A 12761-nucleotide genomic window follows, 5' to 3' on the forward strand; every position below is an offset into this window, starting at 1 on the left:
GCGGTGATCGTTGCGAACTAAATTCGCCTATACTTGTACAAGTTAATTTCTAAAGCCATGCTCTTAAAAGTTTACGAAAGCAATCCTAGTCCCAAAGCTATCCAGCAAATTGTGGATGTATTGAAAAAGGGAGGTTTAATTATTTACCCCACCGATACCGTTTATGGTTTAGGTTGTGATATAACGAATCAGAAGGCAATAGAAAAAATATGTCAGATAAGAGGACTAAAGCCAGAGAAAGCAAATTTATCTTTCATCTGCTACGATTTGAGTCACATCTCAGACTATGTGAAGCCAATAGATACTTCTACCTTCCGTTTATTAAAAAAAGCGCTTCCTGGACCCTTTACATTCATTTTTGAAGCAACTACCAGTGTCCCTAAACTTCTCAGTTCAAACAAGAAGACTGTGGGAATAAGGGTACCTGATAATGAAATTGCCAGAGAAATTGTGAAGCAGTTAGGTAATCCTATTGTATCAACTTCCATTCACGATGATGATGATATTATAGAATATTCGACAGACCCTGAGCTTATCCACGAGAAGTATGAAAAGCTGGTGAATATTGTTATTGATGGAGGTCCCGGTGGGAACATCCCCTCTACTGTAGTTAACTGCACCTCAGGGGAGTTTGAAATTTTAAGACAAGGAAAAGGGATACTTGAAGAGTATGCCTAGTGAATATGGGGTTATCAACCAGGCCTTTCTAAAGCAGATTTGCTTAATTTAGCCGGATGGCCAGGTTGATAAATATTAATGCATTCCGGGAATTTGTCAGATCAGGACAAACAGGAGGGCTGTTGCTCCTGCTATCAGTGATCGTATCTTTGATAATTGCAAATTCAGTCTTTGCTCCGGAATTCCATCACCTACTTCAATTTTCGTTTGGGATAAAGTCGCTACATCTTCAATTCTCTCTGGAAACATGGATCAACGATGCCCTGATGTCGGTATTCTTTCTACTGGTAGGGCTGGAGATCAAGAGAGAACTCCTTGAAGGGGAATTATCAAGTTTCAAAAAGGCTGCACTCCCTATATTTGCTGCTTTGGGCGGAATGATCATGCCTGCAGTTATTTTCTCTGCAATCAATAGGGGTCATACCAGTGGTGCGGGCTGGGGAATTCCAATGGCTACAGATATAGCCTTTGCACTTGCACTTATATCTATGCTTGGGAAGAAAGTCCCAACTTCCTTAAAGGTATTCCTTGCCGCTTTAGCTATTGTGGATGACCTTGGGGCTATTATCGTTATCGCTTTGTTTTATACGGCTTCTGTAAATTTAACTTACTTATTATACGCAGGAGGTATTATAACCTTTCTTTTTGCATTAAACTTACTGGGGGTAAAAAACCTGGTCTTCTATTTGATCCCCGGGGCTTTACTATGGTATTTTATTCATGGTAGCGGTATTCACGCCACTATTGCAGGGGTATTATTGGCCTTTACTATTCCAACTAACCCAGTGAAAGAGACTTCATCACTGGAGAGGCTGGAGCATGTACTTCAAAACCCAGTTAACTTCTTCATAATGCCCCTTTTCGCTCTGGCAAATACAAGTATCCGTTTTGAATCAAGTATGCTTAATGGCTTAACATCGCCGTTGGGAATAGGAATTATACTGGGACTTGTTTTGGGTAAATCTCTTGGCATCTCTACCTTCTCTTTTCTTGCTGTTAAGTCGGGCCTAAGTGAACTCCCAGCCCGGTTGTCCTGGAAGCATATTTTTGGAGTTTCTTTGCTTGGAGGCATTGGGTTTACAATGTCTGTTTTCATAGCTCTTCTTTCCTTTAAGGAGCCTAAAATGCAAACAGAAGCAAAGTTTGCTATTCTCTGCGCTTCTATACTTGCAGGTTTTCTGGGATTTCAATACCTGAATATGTTATACAGGACGAGAAAGGAAATCCATTATACGGAGTAGCTTTTGATGGCCTCACCTATTTTCTCCACCATTTCGTCATCCAGCATGCCATCTTCCTGCTGCCAGCAGTCAGGTTCCTCGCAAACGTGTGCCAGTGTACATAGGTGTTCATCATTATGTACCACCACGTAGTTATCATTGCTGGGGACCACCAAGAGTCTACTATAATCTCCAGTTTCGTACAGATCAACTTCAATGTGGAATGGGCCCTCCTGTATACTATTATCTTCGAATTCTAATTCGTCGTCCATGTTAGTCTTTATTAATAAAAATAGCAAAAGGTGTTCCAGTGACTGAGCAATTAAACTTGTTGTTTATCTAAAAAAAATATAAACGGAGTGCTTTGATTTTCAAATTATTATTACATATCTTAAGGGTAAGATATTAACCACAAGCTTAAGCTGTCCAGCTGTAAACCTATAATCCCCGCCCTTAAGGCGGGGAATTTTTTTTTAACAACAGCTACTGTTCTTTATTATCAAATCATCAATGAAACTAAAATAATATTGCGAAATCGACGATTAAACTATAAGTACGATAGAGTAGTCAAATTGAGACTTGTTCACCCATTAAGAAAAAGTTAAGGAGGGTAAAAGCTAAAATCAGGAAGATTATTTTATAAAGATAGGTCCTAATGAAAAAAATAAGGTACTTATGAATAATAAAAACATCCATTAAACTAAAAGAATTAAAAGACCGTTATGAAAGAAAATACTGTTATGGGAACTAAAAAATATTTCCTTGCTTACCTGTTATTTTTATTGGCAATTACCATAAATACGGCTTCAGCTCAAACGAAGAAGGAGATTAAAGAAAAGACAAAAGCTGCTGAAATCCAGAAGCTTTTAGACTCGAAACGTTTTACGTTCAAGGCACAAACAGCTCAGCCTTTAAGAGGGGGGACAATTAATCTTACCTCTGACTATGAATTAGTGATCAAGAAAGATTCATTGCAAAGCTATCTTCCATTTTTTGGAAGAGCATTTACGGCGCCAATGAATCCCAGTGAATCTCCTTTAATCTTTAACAGTACTAACTTCAACTATACCGCAGCTGCGGGAAAGAAAGGATCAAAAAATATTACTGTTGAACTAAAAGATCAGAATTCAAATGTGAGGCGGTTCTATTTATCAATCTCCGGACAGGGATATGCAACCTTACAGGTTCTTAACAGCAATAGAGATCCCATCAGCTTTAACGGGTATATTGCGGCATTAAAGTGAGAATATTAAAGGACAGACAAGGTTTTTCCTGTTAGTGCAAGACCTGTTACTTCCGTCCTTTCCCTTTGAGATAGATCTTGATCTCGCTAGCATGAGGGATGCCTAATGTTTTACCGGGAATTATTGTAAGGTATTTATGAAGGTACACATCAATAATTCCTTTGAGAACCCGGGTACGGGATTCGACAAATTCTTCTGATACGGCGAAGCGACCTAAATGCATTTTTCCCTTCTCATCTACAACTACAGTGAAACTGTGGGTAAAATCTTTGTATGCTCCATCAATGGAAATGGAGTATTCCGGGTTCAAATATTCCTCTGCCCTGCTTGGATCCATAATATCCCTTACTCCATGTGATTGCTTTATAGAAATAGCCGGACTTTTACTAATTAATTTTACGGGCTCCCTGGCAGCTAACACACTATCAGGTTTATCGGCATACATATTAGCCTTTTCTACCAGCGCTAGTACATAAGCCGTATCTCGCGATTTTGGCTTCTGAAGTTCTTTAGCATCGAGATGTTTTTTATCAAGGTAGGCTTTTGAATAGAATTTCATTGATACATTCGAGCGGTCTTTTTTAACCACTTTCTGCTCAACCTGCAGTAGTTGAAAGATCAAACTATCCTTACTTACATGCTTTAATCTTACCCATTCGCGTGCGATATTGAAGATGGAGTCGTGATCAAAGAATACAGGATAGTGTAAGAACTTCTTTTCAAAGGGACTGTAGATCTTTACAGAATCCTCAGAAACGAATTCGAGCACCCATTCAGGTTCTTGCTGAAAGCCGTAGCTATTAAAACTATAACCATTATCAAACTGCCTTCTAATCTCAATAAAACGAGTACCAATAACTTTCTCAAAAGATGGGCGTCCCGAAGCCTCAGTTGCATTTTTGTTATTGTTGCATGCTAATACCAGTAACAATACCGGGAGCATTAAAAGCCATATGTTATTCAATCTACAGATGCTGATAAGTAATTAAAAAAGCGTCCGTTTGGACGCTTTTGATTATGATTAATTTCTTAAGCTGTTATCTCTTCCTGCTGGGAAGCAACCTGAGGCCGTCCATTTTTGAATGCTTCTCTTGGTTTCAGGCCCAGTATTTCGAACATTTGCATATCCTCGTTCACTGAGGGATTTGGAGTGGTTAAAAGCTTATCGCCTGCAAATATAGAATTTGCACCCGCCATAAAGCATAATGCCTGGTCGGTCAAACTCATTTGTGTACGACCAGCCGACAAACGCACTACAGTCTTAGGCATAATGATACGAGCAGTTGCAATCATCCTTACCATATCCCAGATAGGAACTAAGGGCTGGTTCTCCAGAGGTGTCCCTTTTACTGGCACTAATGCGTTGATAGGCACAGATTCAGGATGTTTAGGCATATTTGCAAGGGTCTTCAACATTGATACCCTGTCCTCAACGGTCTCACCCAAACCGATGATCCCCCCACTGCAAACCGTAAGCTTTGCCTTACGTGCATTTTCAATAGTTTTTAGACGGTCATCATACGTACGGGTAGTAATGATACGCTTATAATCTTCTTCTGAAGTATCAAGGTTGTGATTGTAGGCATATAACCCTGCATCAGCAAGACGTTGAGCCTGTGACTCGCTAAGCATTCCTAATGTACAGCACACTTCCATGTCCATGGCATTTACAGCCTGTACCATTTCAATAACTTTATCAAAATCCCGGTTGTCGCGCACTTCTCTCCATGCTGCTCCCATACATAGTCGAGACGCACCTCCTTCTTTCGCTCTCCTGGCAGCATCTGTTACTTGAGGCAAAGACATCAAGGCATGTACGTTAACGTCTGTTTGATAACGTGCCGCCTGAGGACAATAAGCACAATCTTCAGAACATCCGCCAGTTTTTATAGACAAAAGGCTACTGATCTGAACCTCGGAATAATCTTTATTCTCTCGGTGAACTGTTGCTGCTTGGAATATTAAATCTAATAAAGGGCTATGGTAAATTTCTGATATCTCCTCCTTAGTCCAATCGTGCCTGATTTCAGTCATAACATTTGAATTGTAAAGTTGCAAAGTTAGTAGAAAAGGTGAAAGCCGGAAAGGTTGGTGGTAAAAGGTTAAAGGCCGAAGGTAAAAGGCGAATGGTTGCTGGGTTAGAGGCGAAAGCCTAAAGGTTGTAGGGAAAGCGTTGGGGCAGAAAAGGGAAAGCAGAAAGGCATTGCTCAAAGCTGAAAAAGACTTGCCAGCCTTCAGAGCAAAAGTTTACTTGCCAGGCCAAGCAGGAGCAGGAAGCCAAATACGTCTGTAAATGTTGTGATGATAATTGACGAGGCGATTGCAGGATCAATTCCCACTCGTTTTAACAACAGGGGAATGGAGGCTCCTGTTATTCCTGCGATAACCAAATTTCCGGTCATTGCAAGAAAGATCACTAAGCCCAGCATAGGCTTTGCATCATAAATTAAAGCGAACATGAATACAATAAAGCCATTTACAGCTCCATTTATAAATCCTACCGTTAATTCCTTTATAACTGTTTGGTAGGCTTGTTTATCTGTAAGGTCATTCAATGAAATACGTCTGACGGTAACCGCCAGAGCTTGAGTAGCAGCATTTCCTCCCATACCTGCGATCATTGTCATGTAGCCAGACAGGATAACTATCTTAGAGATGGTTGGTTCAAAATGCCGGATAACCGAGGAGGCAAGAAAGGCAGTTCCTAGATTTAATACTAACCAGGGTAAACGGCTTTTTACAGCTTCCTTCCAATTACCACTCAGTTCTTCATCTTCAGATACCCCGGAAATTTTCAGAATGTCCTCGGTATTTTCTTCCTGCAGTACATCAATAACATCATCGAAAGTAATTCTTCCCAAGAGATGCATTTCATCGTCTACAACGGGAATACTCGTAAGATTGTATTGGGAAAGAAGCTTCGCTACTTCTTCCTGGTCTGTGTCTGCTCTCACAAAGACAAAGTCGTCATTCACCAATTCCCTGATATGAACCGTATAACGTGACTTAATGATATCTTTAAGAGAAACTATACCAACAAGTTTATTGCTATTGTCAACCACGTTAATGGTATAGAATTCCTCCATCTCCTCGGATAAGCGAATAATCTCATCAAGGGCTTCCTTTTTAGTAAGACTGCTGTTTACCTTAAGTACCTCGGTGTTCATCAAACCACCGGCCGAGTCTTCTGGATAATTTAGTAGTGTACGGATATGAGAAGCGTCTTCTGCATCAAGACCGTCAAGAATCTTATCCTGCTGTTCTTGAGGAAGCTGACTGATGATATCGGTAGCATCATCATAATCCAGCTCTTCCATGATCTCTGAACGCTTCTCTGGGGCAAGGTTCTCCAGGATCTTTTCCGGGTGGCTCTCATAATCCATCTCGGATATTACTTCGGAAGCAATTTCAGAAGGCAGCACATTGATGATATGCTCTCTTTCTTCCTGGCTGAGGCTTTCGAAAAGAATAGCAATTTCCGAAGCATGATATTCCGTCAACAAGCTCTTAAGGGTTTCTTCATCACCCTCCAGCGCCTGTTTTATTTTAAGAATATCTGATTTATCAAGTTCGAAAGACTGCATCGCCTGCTAAAATAATAAAATGAAGCCTTTAACAGGCCTCCTGCCCCAAGAAAACAATAATTTCACATTAGTTTAACGGTCTATTTCAACCACCCTTTACGCCAGAAGTAAAAAAGCTGGAGCAACGCAATAACCACCATTACAAGGATAGTGTAAAGATAACCGTGTTCTGAGTACAGCTCTGGCATATTTTGTTCAAGCACTTTCCCAGTTTCAGGGTTCTCCCGGGCAAAATTCATACCGTAAACACCGGCAATAAAAGTTAAAGGAATAAAAACGGAAGAAATTACTGTTAATAATCTCATTACCTCGTTTGTACGGTTACTAACGAACGAAAGGTACATATCGATCAAACTGGTACTTAACTCCTTATAACTTTCCACCAGATCTATTACCTGGATAGAATGGTCATACAGATCCTTCAGAAAAAACCGGGTATTCTTTGTGATTAAAGGCGACTGGCTCCGGATCATATCGTTCACCTTGTCTCTTTCCGGCCATGCCGCTCTTCTTATAGTAATAAGGGCCCGTTTAATTTGCTGGGCCTCTACAGTGATAGACTTATCCTGCTTTGCATAAAGACGGTCCTCCAGATTATCCAGCTCATCCCCCATCTTGTTGAGAATGTAAAAATAATTGTCAATGATAAGATCCATTAGTGCATACATCAGGTATGAAGCTCCAGCTGCCCTGCTATTACCCTTGCCTTCCCTTAGTCTCTTCCTAACGGGATCGAGGCAATCTTCGTAATTTTCCTGAAAGGTGAGCAGAATATTTTTCGTCAGGATAAAGGAAACCTGTTCATTTTCTATCCCGCCTTCCTTTGCAAGGCAAATCATTCTGCTAATGGCAAACACATAATCCTCATACTCCTCCAACTTCGGACGCTGACGGGTATGAACGATATCTTCCATCACAAGGGCACTGATAGAAAAATGATTTTTAAGGGAAGTAAGTAAATTATTATCTCCCAATCCCTGAATGTCAATCCAGTGTGTCTCTTTTGAATGATCGTGTAGAAACTCTTTCAGCTCATCGAAAGCAGCTACAGAGGTTTCGCCATAAGTGGTCTGTGAAAATGAATAGACAGTAATACGGGGCTTTAATGCATCTTCCGTAACATGAAAAATGCCTGGACTAGCTCCAGGTGGTGGCAGAACCTTTTTCTTTCTTCCTATTATTCTTCTGAATTTGCCAGACATCCTTATTATAAAAACTGTAAACTTTGAGGGCCTTTGCTACATAACAGATCAAGAATACTTAGGTTGGGAATAAAGCCGTTCTTATCCTCAAATACCTGATAATAAGCATTACTTTCGTAATCGGAACTCAGCTTTGGATGAATGGAATAGCGATAATCTATAAATTCAGGATAAGTACTTTGGTAATCTTTAGTGTAATCAAAGACTACGTTCAGCTTCAAGGCCTTCAAAATCACCTTCAACAAACTTTCATTATAGTCGAACAAAAACTCTGTTCTTTGATGGTAAAAGGGGGCAAAATCATCTTCATAAAATTCAAAAAAGGCCGAATTGCGGTATGACGCCTGAATACTCAACCAGTGAAGTCTCTGCCAATTGAAATCATAGCTAATTCTTACGTCTTTAGCTTTTGTCTGATTTTTTGAACCTTTTATAACGGGTACAACCAGATCCAATTTACCATTAGCAGAATAGATCGAAGCTCTGTTCCTATAGGTCTGCTTCGGAAAATGCTCCTCTTTCTCCATAAGAAGGAGACCTTCCTGCGACTTGAGCTTCGCGAAAAATTCGACTGGCGGTAAGTAAAATAATGGAAAGATTGCGCCTTTATTCATTCTATGTACTATGTTTGTAGTCCGATTCGCCGAAATTAATCATAAAACTTACAGATGAAGAAGGTTCTTTGGGGTCTTACTAAATTTTCTTTGTACCTGCTCGCTCTGCTCCCCTTCCCAGTCCTTTATCTGCTTTCAGACTTTTGCTATTACGTACTCTACTACGTCATAAAGTATCGCCGGCATGTTGTGATGCCAAATCTGCGCAACTCCTTCCCTGAAAAATCAGAGGAAGAACTTAGAGTTATTGAAAAAAAGTATTTTAAATTCCTGTGTGACAATATCCTCGAATCATTTAAGATGCTGACAATTAGCAGAGAGGGAATTTCCAAAAGGTTTAAATTCGTTAACCCGGAAGTAGTGAACCAGTTTCTGAATCAGGGAAAATCCGTTTTATTGACGGGTGGACACTACGGGAATTGGGAATGGGGTAACCTCTCCGTCCGAGTATGTTTTTCAAAAGAAGTCCTGGTAATTTATAAACCTCTTGCTGATCTAAGGTTTGGTGAGTTTATGAATTATATGCGTAGTCGTTTCGGAACCATCATGGTTCCCATGAAATTAACACTACGACGCATTATTGAACATAAGAACAAAATTTTCCTGGCTATTTTTGTCAGTGACCAAACACCTACAAGGGATGAATCCCAGTTCTTCACCAAATTCCTTAACCAGGATACAGCCGTTTTTCTTGGAGTAGAAAAGATAGCGAGGGCCACAGGCAACCCAGTTATTTTCTGTCAGATCGACCGTGTTAAAAGAGGGTATTATGAAGCTACTTTCACCACTCTTTTTGAAGATCCTAAAGCAACTTCAGATCACGAAATAACGATCACTCATACACAAAAGCTGGAAAGCTATATCAAAGCGAAGCCAGAGCTATGGTTATGGTCGCACAAGCGTTGGAAATTTAAGCCCGAAGATGTAAGATGAGTCTATTACCCAGAGTTGCCGTCGTTATCCTTAATTGGAACGGCCGAAGATATTTGGAGCAGTTCCTGCCCTCCGTTTTAAAAACGAGCTATGCCAACTCGGAGATCATTGTAGCAGATAATGCTTCCTCTGACGATTCCATAACATTTCTTCAATCCAACTTCCCTTCTGTAAAGGTGGTACAAAACCAGGAGAATTATGGTTTCGCAGGCGGATATAATGAAGCCTTAAAATTGGTGGAAGCGGACTATTTTGTTCTGCTAAATTCAGATGTTGAAGTAGAACCCAACTGGATTGACCCGGTTATAGCGCTGCTTGAAGCCGACAAAACAGCAGTAGCTGCACAACCAAAAATACGAGGTTTTAAAAATAAAGATGAATTTGAATATGCGGGAGCTGCAGGTGGGTTCCTTGATAAATATGGTTATCCTTTCTGCCGAGGACGTATTTTTGACACTTTAGAATACGACACAGGGCAGTACGAAAAGTCGACGGAAATTTTCTGGGCAAGTGGAGCAGCGTTTTTTATTCGTGCATCGGCATGGAGGGAGGTTAATGGGTTGGATGAGGACTTCTTTGCGCATATGGAAGAGATTGATCTTTGCTGGCGATTAAAGATTAAAGGTTATAAAATTCTCTACTGTCCTCAATCGATTGTATACCATGTAGGTGGAGGAACTTTGCAGGCTGAAAATCCATACAAAACGTATCTGAATTTCCGGAACAACCTTTTTATGTTGATAAAGAACCTTCCACCCGGGAAACGGTTCTTCACCCTGTTTATTCGCTTCTGGCTAGACTTCGTAACCTTACTCAAATTTCTGGCGGAGGGTAAGTTTAAGCAGGCAAGGGCGATCAATAAAGCACATTTGGCTTTCTTCTCTAATCTGAAAAAGAACCTCCGTAAATCAAAGGGGACAGACTACCAGAAATTTAACGCATCTGGATTGTATAAAGGGAGTATTGTATGGAACTACTTTGCCGGAAAGCGAACGAAATTTGATAATCTGGATATTAACAAGCTAAACTAAAGGTTGCTCGTCTTCTGCCACATTTACCTTTTTAGCAATATCTTTCACCAAATTGTCCAACTCCAACGAGCATTCTTCCAATAGATGCATGCACTCCAATTTTTCAGGACCATCCTCTGTGTCTTTCAAAATATTAATCAGACTGAGAATTGAGGATATTGGCTTTCTGAGCTCATGCGAACTTACCCAGGCTAATTGCCTCAAAGCTTTATTCTGCTGGTGGATCTTTTCTTCACGCAGCTTGCGTTCAGTAATTAAAGTTTGCACTGCAATGAAACAGTCGAGCCTTCCTTCTTCATCATAAATAGGTGAAATATCCGTATGAACCCAGTATTCTTCACCTTTTTTGGTTCTACTGCTAATTTCGCCAGAGAAAAAATGCTGGTTATTTAACGCTGCTGAAATATTAGATAAGGCTTCATTCTGAACATCAGGATTTAGGAGAACATTAACAGCTAACATACCTGGTATCTCCAACATTGAATAGCCCGAAAACTGGAGAAATGCTTTATTTGCCCAGCGCATAGATCCATCAGATTCAATAATGAGTACAAAGTTATTGATCTTTTCAAGGACCTCTCCCATCCTGCGTTTCTCTTCGTTAGATTGCCTGATCAAATCGATATGAGTGGCGAGAGCTTCGTTAAGTTCTATTTCTTTACGATATGATTCCTCCAATTGCCTTTGCTGACTGATCCTCTCGGTAATATCTATTGCTAGAACCATAGCACAATCCTGCCCATTGAATGTTACCGGAAATGACTTGATAGAGGCAGAAAGTTCTTCTCCTGACTTTTTCCGGTGGGTCCAGTGTCCTGAATTATCCTGACGTTTTTTAATTTTTTCAATAAATTCAATTACTGCAACCCTATCAGCTTCAGGACGAATATCTAAAACTGTCATCCTTAGAAACTCCTCCCGGCTATAACCGTACTTCTCAATCGCTGCCTGATTTACCTCCACAAAACGGTAGTTACTCAAGTTATAGATCCACATGGGACTAGGATTGCCAGTGAAGAGCTCCCGGTATTGCCTTTCCGAACTAGTCAGATCATTATGATTTTTTCTGATAATAGAGTAAAGAAGGATGGCAGTAAACAGTACAAATCCTACACCTTTCACGCTTTGCCAAAACGACAGATCTGCAGCCGGCATACCGGAAGCAAAATATTTCAAGAGCAGATCCGAAAGGACTATCCATGCAACTGCCGACACCAGGTATATTACAACAATTTTTAAGGACTTGTAATCCATGCTCATCTTATCGTTCTTTATTGGAGGCAATGTTAATAGATATGCCTGTACTAAATCACCAGTGGTTAGTTTCCCCAAGGTAGTTTGAGAGCCTTACAAGAAAGCACAAGATATTTTTTTTATCGAACAATTTAAAATATTACTTCTAAAAATCCGTTTGAAAAATCTAATGTGATCGCAAAGGAACTTTTGGCAAGCCAGCTACCTCACCGATTATTATTATAGCCGGATGTGTTAGACTGTTCTCCTCAGCCATTTTCTCCAGATCCTTTACCTTCCCTCTGCAGGATTTCTGTTTACTTAACGTAGCATGTTGAATAATTGCAGCAGGAGTTTCTCCCATTCCTTCGCTAACATAGGTAGCAGCAATCTCCGCGATCTTTTTCATCCCCATATAAATGACAACCGTTGAATTACTTTGCATTGCAAGTCGGAGGTCATTAGACAAAGATCCATCTTTTTTAGTACCTGTCACCACCCAGATGCCCTCACTGGCTGTGCGGTGAGTAAGCGGAATATCTTCGAAACCTGAAGCCTGCATACTTGTAATACCCGGGATAAAAAAGGCTTCAATCCCATGTTCCCGCGCATACTGCATTTCTTCAAAGCCTCTTCCAAAAATAAATGGGTCGCCGCCTTTCAATCTAACCACCAAGCCTTTCTCTAAAGCTTTTTCCTTGATCAACTCATGAATTCTCTCCTGAGGTGTATACTCACCATAAGGATGTTTTCCAACATAAAGCAATTCACAATCGGCCGGAGCCAGATCTAACAATTCTTTATTTGCAAGGTTATCATACAGAATGACCTTTGTTCTCTGTAAAACTTTATACGCTTTTATTGTAATCAGCTCAGGGTCACCTGGCCCGGCGCCAATTACATACAATTCTGGCTTAACTGCTTTCTCCGGCATCAATACTTTCTTAAATCGCAGTTAAAATACGATCATTTTAAATTTTATTTAAAGTCTTGGAATAAAAATTTAGAAAATTATAAAAACT

At 40.2% G+C, this 12761-nt stretch carries 13 protein-coding genes; 5 read left to right on the plus strand and 8 right to left on the minus strand.

Annotated elements, in window-relative coordinates:
* Window positions 1–57 precede the first annotated feature (57 nt).
* Both J4N24_RS04960 and nhaA read left to right on the plus strand, forming a co-directional pair.
* Window positions 58–678, plus strand: coding sequence for an L-threonylcarbamoyladenylate synthase (locus J4N24_RS04960; protein ID WP_207532546.1), 621 nt, complete (start codon window positions 58–60; stop codon window positions 676–678).
* Window positions 679–734: 56 nt separating this feature from the next.
* Complete coding sequence (gene nhaA, locus J4N24_RS04965) at window positions 735–1919, plus strand: Na+/H+ antiporter NhaA (RefSeq protein ID WP_207532547.1); 1185 nt, start codon at window positions 735–737, stop codon at window positions 1917–1919.
* Here nhaA and J4N24_RS04970 read toward each other — a convergent pair.
* The gene (locus tag J4N24_RS04970) at window positions 1907–2170 is read right to left on the minus strand and encodes a hypothetical protein (RefSeq protein ID WP_207532548.1); all 264 of its coding nucleotides are present in this window, start codon (window positions 2168–2170) and stop codon (window positions 1907–1909) included. The genes nhaA and J4N24_RS04970 overlap by 13 nt on opposite strands.
* Window positions 2171–2620: 450 nt before the next feature.
* Here J4N24_RS04970 and J4N24_RS04975 point away from each other — a divergent pair, with 450 nt between their 5' ends.
* Window positions 2621–3142, plus strand: coding sequence for a DUF4251 domain-containing protein (locus tag J4N24_RS04975; RefSeq protein WP_207532549.1), 522 nt, complete (start codon window positions 2621–2623; stop codon window positions 3140–3142).
* A 46-nt stretch (window positions 3143–3188) separates the two neighbouring features.
* Here the strand turns inward: J4N24_RS04975 and J4N24_RS04980 are convergent, their stop codons facing one another.
* The 5 genes from J4N24_RS04980 to J4N24_RS05000 form a co-directional block, all read right to left on the minus strand.
* The gene (locus J4N24_RS04980) at window positions 3189–4106 is read right to left on the minus strand and encodes a hypothetical protein (protein WP_207532550.1); all 918 of its coding nucleotides are present in this window, start codon (window positions 4104–4106) and stop codon (window positions 3189–3191) included.
* Window positions 4107–4171: 65 nt separating this feature from the next.
* Window positions 4172–5176, minus strand: coding sequence for a biotin synthase BioB (bioB, locus tag J4N24_RS04985; protein WP_207532552.1), 1005 nt, complete (start codon window positions 5174–5176; stop codon window positions 4172–4174).
* 200 nt (window positions 5177–5376) lie between these two features.
* On the minus strand, window positions 5377–6726 hold the full coding sequence (mgtE, locus tag J4N24_RS04990) for a magnesium transporter (RefSeq protein WP_207532553.1): 1350 nt from the start codon (window positions 6724–6726) through the stop codon (window positions 5377–5379).
* Between the two features lie 80 nt (window positions 6727–6806).
* Window positions 6807–7928, minus strand: a complete 1122-nt coding sequence (gene corA, locus J4N24_RS04995; RefSeq protein ID WP_207532554.1) for a magnesium/cobalt transporter CorA — start codon at window positions 7926–7928, stop codon at window positions 6807–6809.
* 5 nt (window positions 7929–7933) lie between these two features.
* A complete protein-coding gene (locus J4N24_RS05000; protein ID WP_207532555.1) occupies window positions 7934–8542 on the minus strand; it encodes a WbqC family protein in 609 nt (202 codons plus the stop codon).
* Between the two features lie 54 nt (window positions 8543–8596).
* On the opposite strand from J4N24_RS05000, the gene J4N24_RS05005 reads away from it, so the two are divergent.
* Together J4N24_RS05005 and J4N24_RS05010 are read left to right on the plus strand one after the other, a co-directional pair.
* Window positions 8597–9475, plus strand: a complete 879-nt coding sequence (locus J4N24_RS05005) for a lysophospholipid acyltransferase family protein (RefSeq protein WP_207532557.1) — start codon at window positions 8597–8599, stop codon at window positions 9473–9475.
* Entirely contained in the window at window positions 9472–10506 is a 1035-nt protein-coding gene (locus tag J4N24_RS05010) for a glycosyltransferase family 2 protein (RefSeq protein ID WP_207532558.1), read from the plus strand. Before J4N24_RS05005 ends, J4N24_RS05010 begins: the two co-directional genes overlap by 4 nt.
* Here J4N24_RS05010 and J4N24_RS05015 read toward each other — a convergent pair.
* Together J4N24_RS05015 and cobA are read right to left on the minus strand one after the other, a co-directional pair.
* Entirely contained in the window at window positions 10498–11838 is a 1341-nt protein-coding gene (locus J4N24_RS05015; RefSeq protein ID WP_207532559.1) for a PAS domain S-box protein, read from the minus strand. The genes J4N24_RS05010 and J4N24_RS05015 overlap by 9 nt on opposite strands.
* 88 nt (window positions 11839–11926) lie before the next feature.
* A complete protein-coding gene (cobA, locus tag J4N24_RS05020; RefSeq protein WP_207532560.1) occupies window positions 11927–12673 on the minus strand; it encodes a uroporphyrinogen-III C-methyltransferase in 747 nt (248 codons plus the stop codon).
* Window positions 12674–12761: the final 88 nt, after the last annotated feature.

It is taken from the genome of Desertivirga arenae (genome assembly GCF_017355785.1).
GTDB lineage: Bacteria > Bacteroidota > Bacteroidia > Sphingobacteriales > Sphingobacteriaceae > Desertivirga > Desertivirga arenae.